Here is a 16,318-nt window from a genome sequence, read left to right as displayed (position 1 = left end):
TCATGGCGGCCTTCGAGGCTCCCACGGTGACCAGGCCGCTCATGCCGCGCACGGTGTCCAGCCGCTGCTGCCGATCGAGTCCGGCGTCGACGACCGTCCTGACCCCGGGCACGGTCAGCGCCGACTCGGCGACGTTGGTGGCGAGGATGACCCGGCGCGCCCCGGCGGTCCCGCGCCCCCGGGCGGTCCCGTGTCTCTCGGCCCCGTGCCCCTCGGCCCCGTGCCCCTCGGCGACGGCGTCGGCGGCCGGGCGCGGGGCGAGGATCCGCTGCTGCTCGGCGGGCGGGGTGCGGCCGCTGAGCGAGTGCACCTCGAGGCCGGCGCGGCCGGCGAGGCGGGCCGCCACGGCGTCGATCTCCCGGGCGCCGGGCAGGAAGACCGGAGGTCGCCCGTCTCGGCGGGGAGCGGCGCCCGACGTCGTCGAGCACCGTGGCCGCGACATGGCGCAGGAAGTCCGGGGTGACGCCGCGGGCGTCGAGGGCGGGCCGGTCCGGGGCCGCCCAGCGCAGCTCCAGCGGGTGCAGGGCGGACTCGACGGCGGCGACGGGCGCCGGGGCCTCCTCCGTCCCGAGCAGGCCGGCCCACAGCGGGGCGTCGAGGGTCGCCGACATCGCGAGCAGGGAGAGGTCCTCGCGCAGCTCGGCGAGCTGGCGCAGCATGCCGAAGGCGAGGTCGGCGTCGAGGTGGCGCTCGTGGACCTCGTCCATCACGACGCAGTCGACGCCGGCGAGCTCCGGGTCGCGGACCAGGCGGCGCAGCAGCACCCCGGTGGTCACGAACTCCACGAGCGTCCGCGGCCCGGCGCGCCGCTCCCCGCGCACGGTGTACCCGACCTCCTCGCCCAGCCGGGCGCCGCTGAGCTGCGCCAGCCGGTGGGCCGCGGAGCGCGCCGCGATGCGCCGGGGCTGGGTCACCACGATGCGGGCGGGCGCGGACCCCGCCCGCCCGCCGATGACATCGGCCATCAGGGGCGGGACGATCGTGGTCTTCCCGGTGCCCGGCGGCGCGTCCACCACGGCCCGCACGGGTCCCGCGGCGTCGGCCAGGGCCCGCAGCCGGGGGATCAGCCCGGCGGCGGGGAGGCCGGCCGCGATGCGTCTGAGGTCGAAGGTGCTCACCGGTCCAGTGTGCCAGGCCCGCGGGGAGCGACGGGAGCCGCTGCCCCGGGAGGCCCGGCTCGGCTCAGCCGGGCAGGTTCTCGTACAGGGCGCGGGCCGTGACGAGGTCCTGCCACCCCATGCCCACGGTCTTAACCAGGGCGGGCCCCGGGCGACGCTCCTCGCCCAGCATCGTGGCCACGTCCACGAGGTCCTCGGCCCCGAGCGCGCCGTGCTCCACCGCCATCGCGACGTCGCCCGCCTCCCGGAGCGCGGTCGCCCGGTCCTCGACGTACACGGTCGCCCGCGCGGCCAGGGCGTCGTCGGTCTCGCGGGCGTCCGGCTCGTGGGAGCCCATGGCCACCACGACGGCGTCGTCGCGCACCGCCGCGCCGTCGAAGAGCGGGGTGCGGGCGCTGGTGCAGCAGGCGACGACGTCGGCCTCGGCCACGCGCTCGGCCCCCGCGGCCTCGGCCGGGAAGCCCTCCTCCCGCAGCCGCTCCACGAGCCGCCGAGCCTTCTCCTCGGAGCGCCCGACGACGCCGACCCGCTCCAGGTGCCGCACGGCCGCCGCGGCCCGGACGTGGTGCAGGGCCTGGGGGCCGGTGCCGAAGACGAGGAGGTCGCGGGCCTCCGGGGCGGCCAGCGCGTCGATCGCCAGGGCGGAGACGGCGGGCGTGCGGATCGAGGTGAGCGCGACGCCGTCGATCAGCGCGAGCGGTTGGAGGGACTGGGCGTCGAAGAGCATGTAGTTGCCCTGGATCTTGGGCAGGCCGCGCGCGGGGTTGCCGGGCGCCACCGTCAGGATCTTCACGCCGGCGTACCCCTCGAACTCGCTCGGCATGAGGAGGAACTCGCCGTGCGCCAGCGGCGAGGAGGTGCGGGCCGCCTGGGCGGAGGGGTCCAGGCCCTGCACGAGCGCCTGGCGCAGGGCGTCGACGGCGGCTCGCAGCGGGAGATGGGCCATGACCTGATCGGGGCCCACGGAGCGGATCTCCGGGCGATGCGGTGCGGTCAACTCTCCTCCTCGGCCCTCCGAGCGGGGGGAAGGCCTCATCGGGTGCGTGTGATGCGAGTCTAACGCCGTGACTTCCGCTGTCGACTCGGTGAAGCGGGGCGGGGCGCGAGCCGGCGCCGTCTCCACCGGGCGCATCCCGCGAGGTGGAGCGCGGAAGATCCGCAGCTGTGCTGAGATAGGAGCATGAATGGTTTTCACCATCTCGAGATCTGGCTCCCCGCGCACGAGGTCGGCGGTGAGGACTGGTCCTGGCTGCTCGGCCGGCTCGGCTTCGTCCTGGAGCAGGACTGGGGGACGGGCCGCAGCTGGTCGGCGGGAGGGGCCTACCTGACGCTGACGAGCTCCCCGAACCTCGCGGACGCGTCCCACGACCGCCGCCGCGCCGGCCTCAACCACCTGGCCTTCCACGGTGGGACGGCGTCCGAGGTCGACGCCGTCATGGCCGAGGCTACGGAGCACGGCTGGACGCCGCTCTACCAGGATCGCTACCCGCACGCGGGCGGCCCGCAGCACTACGCGGGCTGGCTGGAGAACGCGGCGGGGTTCAAGGCCGAGGTGGTGGCGGAGGAGACGGCCGGCTCCGAGCCTCCCGCCGAGCGCCCGGCCTGGCGGGTCCGCCCCGAGACTGCCGCGGACCGCGAGGCCGTCCGCGCCGTCGAGCTCGCCGCCTTCCCGACCGCCGAGGAGGCGGATCTCGTCGACGCGCTGCGCGCCGATCCCGGGGCCTGGATCGACGGGCTGTCCTACGTGGCGGAGGACGAGGCGGGCGATGTCGTCGGCCACGCGCTGCTGACCCGGTGCCTCGTGGGGGACCGCCCCGCGCTCGCGCTGGCGCCCTGCGCGGTGCTCCCGGACCGTCAGCGGACCGGGGCGGGGAGCGCCGCGATCCGCGGGGCCCTGGAGGCGGCCCGCGCGCGGGGCGAGAACCTGGTCATCGTGCTGGGCCATGCCGAGTACTACCCCCGCTTCGGCTTCGCTCGGGCCTCCGGGTGGGGGATCGTGCCGCCCTTCGAGGTCCCGGACGAGGCGTTCATGGCGCTGCGCCTCGACCCCGCCGCCGAGGTCCCGCGGGGCACGGTCGGCTATCCGGCGGCCTTCGGCGTGTGACCGCGGGCCGCGAGCTCGCGGCGTTCAGGTCATGACCGAGACCCCGGACCCTAGGTCCGGGGCCTGAGGTCCCGGGACCCGGGCCCGCCGCAGCATCCGGGCCCGCGCGCCGCCGCCTCAGCCCCGGTCGCCCTCCAGCAGGCCGAACACGAGGGTGTCCGTCCACTCGCCCCGGTTCCACCAGTCCTGCCGCAGATGCGCCTCCTGCCACATCCCGACCCGCCGGGCGAGCCTCGCCGAGGCGGCGTTCCGGGCGTCCATCCGCGCAACGAGCCGGTGGACGCCGTACCGCTCGAAGGCCAGCTCGACGACGGCCGCGACGGCCTCCGTCGCCAGCCCCCTGCCGCCGTGGTCCGGGTCCAGCACCCAGCCGGCCTCGGCCAGGCGGGACTCCCGGTCGGTCAGCCAGAGGGACACGGTCCCGACGGGCCGGCCCTCGTGCTCGAGCATCAGGTTCAGCGCGCCCTCCGGCCCGTCGAGCCCGGTCCGCCGGATGCGCTCGTCGTTCTTGGCCCGGGCGGTCTCGGGAGTCCAGGGCTCGTCGAGCAGATAGCGGGCGACGTCGTCGCGGGAGTACACGCGCTGCATCCACCCGGCGTCGGAGGCGACGTGCGGGCGCAGGACGAGCCGGCGGGTGCGGATCGGCGCGAACGGGGTGCTCATGAATCCCAGGCTAGCGACGCCCCTCCGCCCCGTGGTATTCGGCCCCGTCCTCCCGGCCGTCGGCTCGCGATCGGGGGAGGATGGGCAGCATGACATACGAGATCCCCGTGTCCGTGGTCCGCGGCGGCACCAGTCGAGGAGTCTTCCTGCGAATTAGCGACCTGCCACGCGATGCGCAGGCCCGCGACCGCCTGTGCATCGGTCTGATCGGAGGCCCCGACCCGCTGGCCGTCGACGGCCTGGGCGGCGGGGCGTCGTCGAACTCCAAGGTCATGGCCGTGGGCCGGACGGAGGACCTCGTGGGCCTTCCGTGGCAAGAAGCCTGCCCGGCCGACGTCGACCTGGTCACCGTCTTCGCGCAGCCCGCGGTCGCCTCCGCCTCGGTGGACTGGAACGGCAACTGCGGGAACCTGAGCGCCGCGGTGAGCGCCTACGCCCTGGACGCGGGTCTGCTCGAGCGCGGGGGCGAGCGCGTCTCGGCGCGGGTCTGGAACGCCAACACCGGTGCGGTCTTCCTCGTGGAGCACCCGCTCGAGGACGGCAGGCTCCCGCGCACCGGCGACTACCTGATGTCCGGCGCCGGCGGCCCCGGCCCGCGCGTGGATCTTAAGTTCTTGGAGCCAGGCGGAGAGAAGACGGGCTCGGTCTTCCCGGAGGGCCGCGTCTCGCAGCTGGGCGGGGGCGTACGGGCCACCCTCGTGGACGTCTCGAACCCCCTGGTGGTCCTCGACGCCGCGGAGGCCGGCGTGGACCCGGCCCTGCACCCGTCCGAGCTCAACGCGGACGCCGAGCTGCTGGCGCGGATCGAGGCCCTGCGCCGCGAGGCCGGGGAACGCATGGGCGTGGCGGGCAGCGCCGCAGTGCCGCGGGTCGCCTGCGTGGCGCCCGGAACCGGCGGCGCCGACCTGGACGTGCGCGTGACCTCCATGGGGGTCTTCCACCACGCGGTGCCGGTGACCGTGGCGCTGGCCCTGGGCTCCGCGGCGGCGCTGGGCGGCACGGTGCTCGACGCCGTCCTGCCCGTCGCGGCGCCGGGCGAGGTCACGATCCGTCACCCGAAGGGCACCGTGACCGTCACGGCGGAGACCCGGGGCGAAGATGGGCTCGCGACGGCGGGGCTGGCGCGGACCGCCCGGATCATCCTCACCGGAACTGCGTGTCTTCCCACCCAGGCGGCGGGGGCCGTCTAGGGCACGCGAAAAGCCCCCGCCCACCCGGATCAACCGGGCTGGCGGGGGCCTTCCTCAAGAGCGGTGACGGAGGGATTTGAACCCTCGGTACGGGGTTACCGTACACAACATTTCGAGTGTTGCACCTTCGGCCGCTCGGACACGTCACCAACTTGAGATACTGTACCGGCTCATCCCCACGCGCTCAACTCGGGCCGCAGCGGACCGTCCCGCGGGCCGAACCCGGGCTGACCAGGCAGACGGGTCCCGGCCCACCCGCGGGCCAGGACCCGCCTGATCCAGTCCGGACCCGGCATGACCCGGCTCGGGACCCAGCGTCATCTGGCCCGGCTCCCGCTCGACCCGGCCGGGGCCCCGCATGAACCGGCCCGGCCCCTGCCTGATCCGCCCCGGTCACACCCTTCAGACCGGCGCCCCACCCGGATCCGGCGCGAGCCCCCGCCCCTCCGCCTTGGGCCCCAGGATGTAGCCGTCCACCAGCGTCATCACCGTCCGCGCCGCCTGCTGGGTGGTGCGCTCGCTCTGCCGCACCTCCCGGTCCATGGCCAGCATGAAGGTCGCCCCGAAGATGCCGACGGCGACCGAGCGGTTGTCCGGGTGCGGCGCCACGGCGTAGTACTCGCCCAGCTCGTCGACCATCGCCGTGATCCGCTCGATCACGACCGCGCGCTGGCGCAGCAGCGCCCCGGAGCCGCCCTCCTCGTGCCCCGGCCGCCAGATCTCCGCGACCGCGAGGCGGGCGAAGCCGGGGTTGTCCGCGAGGAACCGCAGCGCGGCGATGGTCCCGCGCAGCAGGCGCTCCCGGGGGTCCGGGACCTGAGCCCCGGCGTCGGCGATGTGCTCCAGGACCAGCTCGATGCCGTAGCTCAGCAGCCCCTCGACCATCGACTTCTTGGAGCCGAAGTTGTAGTAGACGGTCCCCTTCGACACGCCCGCCTTGGCGGCGACCTCGTCCACGGTGGTCGCCGTCGGGCCCTTCTCGCTCATGATGACCATCGCGGCCTCGAAGAGCTTCAGCTGGGTCCGAGAGGAGCGGGCGGGCCGGCGGCGCGGGGAGGGCGAGCCGCCGGCGTCGCGCACGGGGGTGTCGTGGCGGGCGTCGTCGCGGTGCCCGTCGCCGCGGTGTCCGTCGCGGTGCCCGGGGCCGCGGACGTCACCGGCGGCGTCGTCGTCGGGCGCTGGGTCGGCCATCATCTACAGTTCCACCTCCGGGTCGAGTCTCTTGAGGGTCCAGGTGCGGTCCTTGACCGCCCCCAGGACGCCGAACGCCAGGCCCAGCAGCAGGAAGCCGGCCAGCAGCGCCACGGTCGGCCAGACCGCGGCCGTGTCGATGCCGTACGCCAGTCTCCGGAACCCGGTGAGCGCGTGGGACATCGGCAGCACGTCGTGCATCCACGCGAGTGGGGCGGGCAGGGTCTGGTAGGGCATCATGCCGCCGGCCGTCACCAGCTGCAGGACCAGCAGGATCAGTACGACGAGTTTACCGGGGGCGTCCAGCAGGGCGATGAGGCCCTGGCAGATGGCGCTGAACACCACCGAGACGAAGCACAGGAACCAGAACGCGAGCCACGGGTGCGCCATGTCGAACCCGAGGGCGAACTTCACCACCGCGAACAGCAACACGCCCTGCACCAGGCCCACCAGCGCGAACGGCGCCCACGCGCCGAGCGCGATCCGCAGGCTCGAGGCGTTGGAGGCCAGCGCCCGGGAGTTGCCCGCGCGCAGGAACTGCCCGGCCATCAGGAGGCCGATCCACAGGGCCAGGATCATGAAGAACGGGCCCATGCCCTCGCCGTAGGTCCCGGCGCCGGCCAGCGAGTCGTGCTCGTCGGAGACCGGATCGGACATCACCGAGGACAGCGCGTCCCGGTCCGAGGAGCCGAGGTCGGGGACCTGGCCGGCGCCGTCGCGCAGCGCGTCGGTCAGCTGCTGCGATCCGTCGCGCAGCTGGCCCGAGCCGTCCCGCAGCTGCCCGGCCCCCTCGTCCAGCTGGGAGGAGCCGCTCACGGCCTCGCCCGTGCCGTCCGCCAGCTGCCGGGCCCCGTCCCGGGCGCCCTCCTGGCCGTCGAGGAGCTGCTGGGCCCCGGAGGCCAGCTCGCCGGTGCCGCCGGACAGGTCGGAGGCGCCGGTGGAGAGGTCCTGGGCGCCCTGGTCGACCTGCCGGGCGCCGTCGGCGAGCTCGCCGGTCTTCCCGTCCAGGGCGCCGGCGCCGTCGGCCAGCTGCCGGGCGGCGTCGTCGGCGTCGCGGGCGCCCTGGGCCACCCCGGAGGCGCCCGCGCTGAGCTGGGACACGGCGCCGGTCAGGCCGTCGATCTGGCCGGCGAGCCGGGAGGTCCCGTCGGTCGCGCAGCCCGAGTCGCGGAAGCGCTGCAGGCCGGAGCCGAGCGGGGTCTGCTCGAGGTCGTCGAGGCCTGAGGTCGCGGCGTCGGCGAGGCGGGTGCGGGCGTCGTCGTCGGTCAGGCTGCCCACCAGGGCGTCGGCCTGCTCCTGGGTCAGCGTCCCGTCGCTCACCAGCGCCTGGACGCGCTGGGTCGCGACGCCGCCGACCTCGGAGAGCACGGCCTGGGAGGCGTCGGCCCCCAGGCGGCCGGTGGGCTCGGCGTCGTTCGCTCGGGAGAGGTCCGCGCAGACCGCGTCCAGGTCCCCGGCGAGCGTGCCCAGGCCCGACTGCTCGAGGGTCCCGTCCAGGGCCGCGGCCCCGTCGGAGAGCTGCCCCGCTCCGTCGGAGAGCGACGACGTGCCCTCGGCCAGCCGCGAGGCCCCGGTGGAGAGCTCGCCGGTCCCGCCGTGCAGCTCGTCGGCGCCCTGGGCGAGCGCGGAGGTGCCGCCGGCGAGCGTCGCGGCCCCGTCGGAGAGGGTGCGGGCGCCGTCGTCAAGCCGCTGCGCGCCGTCGAGGGCGCTGCGGCTGCCGTCCACCAACTGGTCCTCCCCGTCGAGGAGGGCGCGGGCGCCGTCGTCGAGCTGCGTCGCGCCGGAGGCCAGGGACGAGGTGCCGTCCTTGAGGCGGTCGACGGCGTCGGAGAGGCCCACCGCGCCGTCGGTGACCTGCTGGGAGCCGTCGGTCGCGTCGGAGAGCTGCCCGTGGATCGTGGTGAACTCGGCCAGCATGGTGCCGGCCGTCTCCTCGCCGACCTGCTGGGAGACCGAGTCGCGGACGGTCGCGCCGGCGCGGGTGACGATGCTGGTCAGCAGGTAGTTGTTGGCATCGTTGGTGATGACCTCGAGGCCCGCCTGCTGCGGGTCCACCTCGCCCGGGGTCCCGTCGGCGCCGGGGGCGAAGCGAGAGGTGGAGAGCAGGCGCTCGGAGAAGTCGGAGGGGATCACGAGGGCGAAGTCGACGTCGCCGGCGGAGACCTCGCGGACGGCGTCGTCGCGGGTCGGGGCGTCCTGCCAGTCGAAGTCGGCGGAGGAGCGGAGCTCGTCCGCGACCGAGGCGCCGGTGTCGACGCGCTCGCCGTCTGAGGTGGTGGCGCCCTCGTCCTCCATCACCAGGGCGCCGCTGACGCGGTCCACGTTCCCGTAGGGGTCCCAGTTGGAGTACAGGTACATCCCGCCGTAGAGGAGGGGGATGCAGGCCAGCGCGATCATCACCAGCTTGGGCAGCACGCCCCCGGAGAAGCGCTTGAGTTCGGTCAGGGCGACCCGCAGGGACGTCATAGGGCTCTCCTCGTCGGGTCGTGGGGGATGGTTCGGGTGGGGGTGGCGGGGGAGATCCGGTCGGCGGGGTCGCCGCGGTCTGCTCGATGGGCCGGGTCCTGGGGGTCGGCCGGTGCGGTGGCGTCTGCTGCATCAGCCGGGCCGGCGGGGTCGGCCGGCCGGTCGTGGCCGGCGGGCTCCTCGGACTCGCGGAGCGCCTCGGGAGACGCCTCCCCGTCGTCGGCCTCCGGCGACGCGGCGCGGTCCCCCGTGCCGCCGGCGGCGCCGTCCGCCTCCTGGCCGTCGGTCTCCGCGCGACCGGCCTCCGCGACCGGCCCGTCCCATCCGTCCGGGAGGACGGGGACCACCGCGACCACCGCGCGCGGGTGGTCCTCGTCCCGCGCCAGCTCCAGGAGCGGGGCGAGCCACGCGTCCGGCTCCCGGGCGGGGTCCGCGGCGTGCCGCGAGGGGGTGTCGAAGACCAGCAGCTCGGCGTCGGCGTCGGCCCCCGCCAGCGCGCAGGCCAGGCGGAGGCGCTGCCCGCCGGTGAGCTCCTCCTCCCGCAGGTCCGTCAGGTCCCCGAGCCCGCGGTCCTCGAGCCAGGCCACGGTGCTGCTCCGGCGCAGGGGCGAGGGGCGGAGGTAGGAGAGCATCTCGGCGGCGTGGTCGCGCACCCGCTGGTGACGCTCCATGGCGTTGACGACGGGGGAGTCCACGACGCCGGAGCGTCGGCGCAGCGCCCTCCGCGAGGGGTCCCCGTCCCACCGGACGCGGCCCTCGGTGGGCCGCATGCGCCCGGTGAGCAGCAGCGCGAGGCCCGCTCGGGTCAGCGGGTCCTCGGCCCGGACGAGCAGCAGCTCGCCCGGGGCGGCGCTCAGGGAGGTGGCGGGCACCAGGGGCGTGCGGCGCCCCGCGGCGCGGAGGTTCTCGGCGACGAGCACGGTCGGCTCCTGACGGCGGTGGGGGAGGGGGGGGCGGATCGGCCCGCCACTCAGCGTAATTAGACTGACCGGTCAGTTCAAGTAGATCGGGACGATGTGATGCACGGATCGCCCGCGGCGCCGCCGTCCGGGGCGAGGCCCGCCCGCGCCGCCGTCCGCGCGGATGTCTTCCCGACGCCGACGCCGCTCGCACGGACGTCTTCCAACCCGCGGCGATTCCCGCCCGGGGCCCCGCTCACCCCCGGCGGGCTCGGAAGAAGTCCAGCAGCAGGGCGCCGCACTCCTCCTCGCGGACCTCGGGGAACACCTCGACCCAGTGGTTCAGGCGGCGCTCGCGCACGACGTCGAACACGGACCCGGCGGCGCCCGCCTTCTCGTCCCACGCGCCCATGACCAGGCGCGGGATGCGGGCGAGCACCACGGCGCCGGCGCACATCGCGCAGGGCTCCAGGGTCACCACGAGCGTGCAGTCGTCGAGTCGCCAGCGGCCCAGGCGGCGGGCGGCCTCGCGGATCGCGAGCACCTCGGCGTGGCCGGTGGGGTCGGCGTCGGCCTCCCGGCGGTTGCGCCCCCGGCCCAGCACCTCGCCGCCCGGCCCCACGACGACGGCGCCGATCGGGACGTCCTCGCTGCCCAGGGCCTCGCGGGCCTCGTCCAGGGCCAGTCCCATCCAGGCCTCGTGCCGGTGATCGCGCTGCTTCATCCCTCCATTCTGACCCCTCCGGCCGGCGGGGTGCGCGGTGCGCCGCGGTGGTAGGTTGTGAGTCATGCGCGTCAAGATTCTGGAGCACCCCCTGGTCGACCACAAGATCACCGTCCTGCGGGACCGGACCACCGCGTCCCCGCAGTTCCGTCAGCTGGTCGACGAGCTGGTGACGCTCCTGGCCTACGAGGCGACCCGGAACATCCGCGTCGAGCCCAAGACGGTCCGCACGCCGGTGGCCGAGGCCGTGGGCTCCGAGATCGCGCGGCCCCGTCCGCTCGTGGTCCCCATCCTCCGGGCCGGGCTCGGCATGCTGGAGGGGATGACCCGCCTGATCCCGACGGCGGAGGTCGGCTTCCTGGGGATGGCCCGCAACGAGGAGACCCTCGACATCGTGACCTACGCGGAGCGCCTGCCCGAGGACCTCACGGGGCGCCAGGTCTACGTGCTCGACCCGATGCTCGCGACCGGCGGGACGCTCATCGAGTCGATCAAGTTCCTGCGGGCCCGCGGGGCGGACCACATCACCTGCATCTGCATCCTCGCCGCTCCGGAGGGCATCGAGGCCCTGCAGCAGGGCGTGCGCGGGATGGAGGACGTGGACCTGTTCCTGGCCGCGCGGGACGAGCGGCTGGACGAGAAGGCGTACATCGTGCCGGGGTTGGGGGACGCCGGGGACCGCCTCTACGGCGTCGCCGAGTGATCCCGAATCATTATAAGTGATGTAAATCACACGTCATTCATTTTCAGGCAGGTCTCGCGCCGAGGTCAGACGCCGCGGCTCTCCTGAACCGCTCGTTTCAGTGGCCGAGTGAAGGTCGTTCGCGATGCGAACTCGTCGTCGCCGCCCTGCATGACAACCTCCTCAGGGTGAATGCCGTCGGTCCATTCATTTCGACCGATGCCCGTTCGTTTTGTGTCAGATTGTGAACTCCCGGCGTCATTCGGCCGCATCCGCCGCCAGCGCGCGGCAATCGCGATGCATGTCGACCCGAGCCGTTGCGGCGCACGACATGGCTCCTGGGAGCATTTGACATTGGCTTCACGAGTTGATCTAGAACCGTGACGACTTTGTGACCTTTCGTGAAGCGGCCAAAAGAGGCGAAATGACGCGCTTGTCTAGCGACTTTGGTGTGAATTTCGGGCCCCGACGACGCCGGCGGGCGCGGTGCATATTCGCTCGGCGATCTCGCATCGTGGGATGGTGAGGCGTTTGTTACTTGCGGCTCAGAGTTCGACCGGTCACTATTAAACGAAAGCGGTGCGCTCGCCTTGGAATGCCTCCACATCGTTGCGTCGGCGCGCCGCTCGTCCCGCGCCGATCAGTCGAGAGGCCGGGAACTGCTGAAAACGGTGACGAGACCCCGGTCCGCACCGACGTTCGACCGAGAAGAGACGGGGATCCGATGTCAGGCGCACCTGGATACGTGCATATTTCCCAGCGGAACCGGAGCACTGCCGCCCGAGGAATGCGCTCGGCCGCGCCCACGGGGCGCGGCACGGTGGGCGAGCCCACCAGCTACCGCTCCCTGCGCGCCATGACGCCGGTGGTCCCCGCCCAGGAGCCGCAGGCGCAGCTGCATGCCGTGGCCGCCGAGAACGAGGCCCGCGGCTTCGTGCTCTACGTGGGGATCAACGAGGACGTCGCGGCCCAGAACGGCACCTCGCTCGTCCGCCTGGTCCAGGACATCCGCGCCTACGCGCAGAGCCTGGCCCCCGAGGCCGACTCCTACGCCGCCGTCGCCATCGCCCCCGCGGGCGCCGAGGGCAGCGACCTCGACGTCGTCCGCGACGCCCTGGGCGACCCGACCGCTCCCCGGAACGTGCCGGACACCTCGGCCGTCCCCCAGGCCGCCGAGGTCAAGCCCTCGCAGCCGGCCGGCGTGCTCATCGACCTCTCCCGCCGGGAGGTGTTCCTGGACGGCGAGGTCCTCAACCTCACGTACAAGGAGTTCGAGCTGCTGAACTACCTCGTGGAGAACGCCGCCCGCACGGTCGGCCGCGAGGAGCTGCTGGACTCGCTGTGGCGCGACGCCGAGGAGACGCCCAACGAGCGGACCATCGACGTGCACATCCGTCGCCTCCGCTCCAAGCTCGGGCGCCTGTCCAACACCGTGCGCACCGTGCGCGGCCAGGGCTACCGGTTCTACGAGCACCCCGAGGTCGTCATCTGGGCGGCCCCCGAGTACTCCATCTGATCCCGTCCGGGCGCGGCGCCCGGAGGTGAGCCGTCCGGACGACCGCGCCCGGAGGCGAGCCGTCCGGGCGACCGCGCCTCGTGCCCGGTCGTCCGGACGGGCTCCCCATCTGCGGATTCCGTAAGCTGGGAATCATGAGTCTCTTGATCGATCCGCGCTCGCAGGACAGGACCCTCGTCATCATGCGCCACGCGGAGGCGGACGCCCCGTGGGGCACGAGCGACTTCGACCGCCCCCTGACCGAGCGCGGCCACGCCCAGGCGCCGCGGGCGGGCCACTGGCTGGCCTCGGTCGGCGCGACGCCCGAGATGATCGTCTGCTCCGCCGCCCTCCGCACGCGCCAGACCTGCACGTGGGTCTGCGACGCCCTGGGGGAGAAGGCGCCCACGGCCAGCCTCGAGGAGCGCCTCTACAACGCCCCTCCCCGGGAGCTGATGCGGGCCATCGCCCGGGTGCCCGAGTCCGTCCGGTCGCTCCTGCTCATCGCCCACTACCCGGCGGTCCAGGAGGTCGCGATGCGGCTCGCCTCCCGGGACTCCGACTACGACGCCGTCATGGACGCCTCCTCCGGATTCCCCCCGGGCGGCCTCGCCGTCCTGACCACGGCCACGCCCTGGGCCGCGCTGGACCAGGCCGACGCCGTGCTGCGGGCCTTCGTCGCGCCGTAGGGGCCGCGCGGAGCCGCGCAGCGCAGGGACGGGGCCGCGGCCGGCCGGTGCGAGGGGACCCGCCGGATCGGCCGGAGCGAGGGGGCCGGCCGGCCCGGCCAGAGCGAGGGAAATCGCCGCCTCGACCGGAGCGGAGGCCCCGAAGGCTCGACCGGAGCCGAGAAGCCCCTCTGACATGAAGAAACCCGAGCCGCACCTCCTGAGCAGATCAGTCGGCGCGACCCGGGTCGCATGGCGGAGACGGGGGGATTTGAACCCCCGGTCGAGTTTTAGCCCGACCCTTCATTAGCAGTGAAGTCCATTCGGCCGCTCTGGCACGTCTCCATGCTGACATCGGCGGGCGGCGAGGCCGTCTACCGAAACAACCCTCACAGCTTATCGGGGAACACTCCGCGCGGTCAAAAGCCGCGGCGCGCGTGACGCGTCGGGCATCCGGCGTCGGGGCCCGACGCCGCCCGGCTACCCTGAGAGGCATGGGTAGAACGCAGCACATCGTGATCATCGGGGGCGGGCCGCGCGGGCTCTCGGTCCTGGAGCGGCTGGCCGCGCACGCGGCGGCCGAGCCGGGGCGCGGGGTGGACGCGCACGTCGTCGACCCCTTCCCGCCCGGGCCGGGCCACGTGTGGCGGACCGACCAGTCGCGCCACTTCCTGATGAACACGCCGAGCTTCTTTCCGACCGCGGTCCCCACCGACGCCACCCTGGCCACGGTCCCCGCCGGGTCCGGCTTCCCGCCGCCGATCCCCGCGCTGCGCGACCTCTCCTTCGACCGCTGGCGCGCCGAGGTCGCCGCGGACCCCGCGAGCTCCCTCGTCGGCCTCTCCGACGAGGACCGGGAGGAGCTCGGGGCGCTCACCGGATCCGGGTTCCCGTCCCGCAAGATCTACGGGACCTACCTCTCCGACGTCTACGTCCGGCTCCGCACCGGCGCGCCCGCCTCGCTGAACGTCACCTACCACCCGCAGGAGGCCATCCGCGTCTCACCGGCGGAGGAGGAGAGCTCGCGCCGTTACCACGTGGAGCTGGGGGACGGCGTCGTGCTCTCCGCCGACGCCGTGGTGCTCGCGCTGGGCCACACCGACGCCACGCTGCACGACGACCAGCGGGACCTCATGGAGTTCGCCGCCGCCTGGAACCTCGGCTACTGGCCCCCCGCCGTCCCCGCCGACGTCCACTGGGACGACCTGCCCGCGGGCCGGCGCCTGCTCGTCCGCGGCATGGGCCTGAACTTCCACGACGTCCTGGCCCGGCTCACCGAGGGGCGCGGCGGCAGCTTCGAGGCCGACGCCGAGCGCCCCCACCGCGTGGTCTACCGCCCCAGCGGACGCGAGCCGGAGATCTGGGTCGCCTCCCGGCGCGGCACCCCGTACCGGGCCAAGGCGGTGTTGGACTCCTACTACCCGCCCTCGGTGGAGAACCGCTTCTTCACCCGCGAGCTGGTGGACCGCATCCGCTCCCGGGCCGAGGAGGAGGGGCGCGCGATCGACTTCGAGACCGAGTACTGGCCGCTCATGCGCCGTGACGCCCAGTGGAACTACTACAAGACGCTGGTGCGGGTGACCCCCGAGGTCGTCAGCGGCGACGCGCGGCAGTTCCTGCGGGAGGTCGACGCCGTCATGCAGGACACCGACCACGTCTCCTGGTGGACGCGGTTGGAGCGGCTGACCACGGAGCGGGTCGAGCCGCAGCTGATCCTGCGCCCTGAGCGCCTGACCCGGCCCTTCGGCGGTCAGAGCTTCCAGTCCCACGAGGAGTACGCCGCGGCGGTGGTGCACCTGCTGGACCGCGACGTCGAGGCCTCCTTCGCGGGGGAGGACAGCCCCCTGAAGATGGCGATCGGCTCCCTGAACCAGGGGCGGGCCCTGGCCAAGTACGCGGTGCAGGACCACGGGGTCAGCGGCGAGTCGTGGATGCGGGGGCTGGAGCGGACGTTCGCGAGCCTCGTCGACGGGCTGGCCTCCGGGCCGCCGGTGCTGCGGATCCAGCAGATGGCCGCGCTGGCCCGGGCCGGGGTGCTGCGCTTCCTCGGGCCGGACCCGGTGTTCGGGCCGGACGAGACGGAGGGGACCTTCGTCGCCTCCTCGCCGTGGGTCCGGGACGAGCCGGTCCACGCGGACTCCCTCGTGGAGGCCCTGGCCCCGGCCAACGACGTCCGGATCAGCACCTCGCCCCTGATCCGCCGCCTGTTCGAGGACGGGTACGCCCGCCCGTGGCAGCTGTCCCTGGGCGACTCGGCGGCGCCGGCCCCGGGCCGCGGCTTCGAGGTGACCGAGTCCCCGTACCGGCTGATCGGGCCCACCGGGGAGGCGGCCCGGCACGTGTACGTGCTGGGCCTGCAGCTGTCCTCCGCCCAGTGGGGCACGGCCATCGCGGCGCAGGCGGACGCGGACCTGCGCTACGGCGCCCAGACGCTGCTCAACGCGGACGACGTCGTCGCGGACGTCCTGGGCGGCCGGGCGTGAGCGGGCGGGACCAGGGCGAGCCGGGCGAGTCGGACGCCGACGCCGACGCCTCCCGGCCCGCCGCGGATGCACAGGCCGGCGAGCCGGCCACCATCCCCTCCGCGTGCGGCGTGATCGTCGACGCCGCGGGCCGGATCCTGCTGGTCCAGCGCGGTCACGAGCCCGGGAAGGGGCTGTGGTCGGTCCCCGGCGGCAAGTCCGAGCCGGGGGAGACCCTGCGGGAGACCGCGGCCCGGGAGGTGCTGGAGGAGACCGGGCTGCGCGTCGTCGTGGGCCGGGAGCTGTGGAGCCTGCGGGTGCCGGCGGGGGCGGGCCGCGAGTACGAGATCCACGACTTCGAGGCCCGCGTCGTCGACGGCGAGCTCCAGCCCGCGGACGACGCCGCCGACGCCCGCTGGGTGAGCGCCCAGGAGCTGCGGGAGCTGCCGCTCACCGACGGGCTGGACGCCTACCTCGCGGAGTCGGGGGTCATGGGGTGCGGGAAGGGCCAAGGCTGATGGCCCTGGGCATCCTAAAGAACGGCTGATCGACCGGGCACCAGCACGGCCGCATGACTCAACCGCACCGTATAGCCCGAGGGGGGGTGATCTTCTGCCCGCCCGCGTGCTCGTCGCCTAGGGTTTGCCTCAAACCAA

At 74.2% G+C, this 16,318-nt stretch carries 13 protein-coding genes, 2 tRNA genes and 3 pseudogenes; 8 read left to right on the top strand and 10 right to left on the bottom strand.

Going from position 1 to position 16,318, the window contains the following annotated elements; all coding sequences use genetic code 11:
- Window positions 1-34: 34 nt before the first annotated feature.
- The 3 genes and pseudogenes from NBM05_RS04815 to NBM05_RS04805 form a co-directional block, all read right to left on the bottom strand.
- Window positions 35-442, bottom strand: a pseudogene (locus NBM05_RS04815) (hypothetical protein); the annotation flags it as partial.
- A 211-nt stretch (window positions 443-653) separates the two neighbouring features.
- Window positions 654-965 (bottom strand): annotated as a pseudogene (locus NBM05_RS04810) (DEAD/DEAH box helicase family protein); the annotation flags it as partial.
- A gap of 217 nt (window positions 966-1,182) precedes the next feature.
- Complete coding sequence (locus tag NBM05_RS04805) at window positions 1,183-2,115, bottom strand: ornithine cyclodeaminase family protein (protein WP_254165507.1); 933 nt, start codon at window positions 2,113-2,115, stop codon at window positions 1,183-1,185.
- 183 nt (window positions 2,116-2,298) lie between these two features.
- On the opposite strand from NBM05_RS04805, the pseudogene NBM05_RS04800 reads away from it, so the two are divergent.
- Both NBM05_RS04800 and NBM05_RS04795 read left to right on the top strand, forming a co-directional pair.
- Window positions 2,299-2,682 (top strand): annotated as a pseudogene (locus tag NBM05_RS04800) (VOC family protein); the annotation flags it as partial.
- Entirely contained in the window at window positions 2,671-3,222 is a 552-nt protein-coding gene (locus NBM05_RS04795; RefSeq protein ID WP_254165614.1) for a GNAT family N-acetyltransferase, read from the top strand. The pseudogene NBM05_RS04800 and the gene NBM05_RS04795, both read left to right, overlap by 12 nt.
- A 117-nt stretch (window positions 3,223-3,339) precedes the next feature.
- Here NBM05_RS04795 and NBM05_RS04790 read toward each other — a convergent pair whose 3' ends face one another.
- The gene (locus NBM05_RS04790) at window positions 3,340-3,885 is read right to left on the bottom strand and encodes a GNAT family N-acetyltransferase (protein ID WP_254165505.1); all 546 of its coding nucleotides are present in this window, start codon (window positions 3,883-3,885) and stop codon (window positions 3,340-3,342) included.
- A gap of 89 nt (window positions 3,886-3,974) precedes the next feature.
- On the opposite strand from NBM05_RS04790, the gene NBM05_RS04785 reads away from it, so the two are divergent.
- On the top strand, window positions 3,975-5,075 hold the full coding sequence (locus NBM05_RS04785; protein WP_254165504.1) for a PrpF domain-containing protein: 1,101 nt from the start codon (window positions 3,975-3,977) through the stop codon (window positions 5,073-5,075).
- A 61-nt stretch (window positions 5,076-5,136) separates the two neighbouring features.
- Here NBM05_RS04785 and NBM05_RS04780 read toward each other — a convergent pair.
- From NBM05_RS04780 to tadA, 5 genes are all read right to left on the bottom strand, one after another.
- Window positions 5,137-5,224: transfer RNA gene (locus tag NBM05_RS04780), tRNA-Ser, on the bottom strand.
- 253 nt (window positions 5,225-5,477) lie between these two features.
- Window positions 5,478-6,269, bottom strand: a complete 792-nt coding sequence (locus NBM05_RS04775; RefSeq protein ID WP_254165502.1) for a TetR/AcrR family transcriptional regulator — start codon at window positions 6,267-6,269, stop codon at window positions 5,478-5,480.
- Window positions 6,270-8,732 (bottom strand): YhgE/Pip domain-containing protein, encoded by a 2,463-nt coding sequence (locus NBM05_RS04770; protein ID WP_254165500.1) that lies wholly within the window; start codon window positions 8,730-8,732, stop codon window positions 6,270-6,272.
- Window positions 8,729-9,652: a P-loop NTPase family protein gene (locus tag NBM05_RS04765; protein ID WP_254165498.1), complete on the bottom strand. Its 924-nt coding sequence runs from the start codon at window positions 9,650-9,652 to the stop codon at window positions 8,729-8,731. Before NBM05_RS04765 ends, NBM05_RS04770 begins: the two co-directional genes overlap by 4 nt.
- 235 nt (window positions 9,653-9,887) lie before the next feature.
- The gene (gene tadA, locus NBM05_RS04760; protein ID WP_254165496.1) at window positions 9,888-10,355 is read right to left on the bottom strand and encodes a tRNA adenosine(34) deaminase TadA; all 468 of its coding nucleotides are present in this window, start codon (window positions 10,353-10,355) and stop codon (window positions 9,888-9,890) included.
- 64 nt (window positions 10,356-10,419) lie between these two features.
- Between tadA and upp the strand changes: the two genes are divergently transcribed.
- The 3 genes from upp (at window position 10,420) to NBM05_RS04745 (ending at window position 13,221) form a co-directional block, all read left to right on the top strand.
- The gene (gene upp, locus NBM05_RS04755) at window positions 10,420-11,058 is read left to right on the top strand and encodes a uracil phosphoribosyltransferase (protein ID WP_254165494.1); all 639 of its coding nucleotides are present in this window, start codon (window positions 10,420-10,422) and stop codon (window positions 11,056-11,058) included.
- Window positions 11,059-11,761: 703 nt separating this feature from the next.
- The gene (locus NBM05_RS04750) at window positions 11,762-12,553 is read left to right on the top strand and encodes a winged helix-turn-helix domain-containing protein (protein WP_254165492.1); all 792 of its coding nucleotides are present in this window, start codon (window positions 11,762-11,764) and stop codon (window positions 12,551-12,553) included.
- Between the two features lie 134 nt (window positions 12,554-12,687).
- Window positions 12,688-13,221 carry a SixA phosphatase family protein gene (locus NBM05_RS04745; RefSeq protein ID WP_254165490.1) on the top strand — a complete coding sequence of 178 codons (534 nt, stop codon included), beginning with the start codon at window positions 12,688-12,690 and terminating at the stop codon, window positions 13,219-13,221.
- Between the two features lie 232 nt (window positions 13,222-13,453).
- Here NBM05_RS04745 and NBM05_RS04740 read toward each other — a convergent pair.
- Window positions 13,454-13,545 (bottom strand) — tRNA-Ser (locus tag NBM05_RS04740).
- Window positions 13,546-13,694: 149 nt separating this feature from the next.
- Here NBM05_RS04740 and NBM05_RS04735 point away from each other — a divergent pair.
- Both NBM05_RS04735 and NBM05_RS04730 read left to right on the top strand, forming a co-directional pair.
- Window positions 13,695-15,683, top strand: a complete 1,989-nt coding sequence (locus NBM05_RS04735) for an FAD/NAD(P)-binding protein (RefSeq protein ID WP_254165488.1) — start codon at window positions 13,695-13,697, stop codon at window positions 15,681-15,683.
- Window positions 15,680-16,180: an NUDIX hydrolase gene (locus NBM05_RS04730; protein WP_254165486.1), complete on the top strand. Its 501-nt coding sequence runs from the start codon at window positions 15,680-15,682 to the stop codon at window positions 16,178-16,180. Before NBM05_RS04735 ends, NBM05_RS04730 begins: the two co-directional genes overlap by 4 nt.
- Window positions 16,181-16,318: the final 138 nt, after the last annotated feature.

It is taken from the genome of Rothia santali (assembly GCF_024199905.1).
GTDB classification, from domain to species: domain Bacteria; phylum Actinomycetota; class Actinomycetes; order Actinomycetales; family Micrococcaceae; genus Rothia; species Rothia santali.
This window is presented reverse-complemented; position numbering and strand designations above follow the sequence as displayed.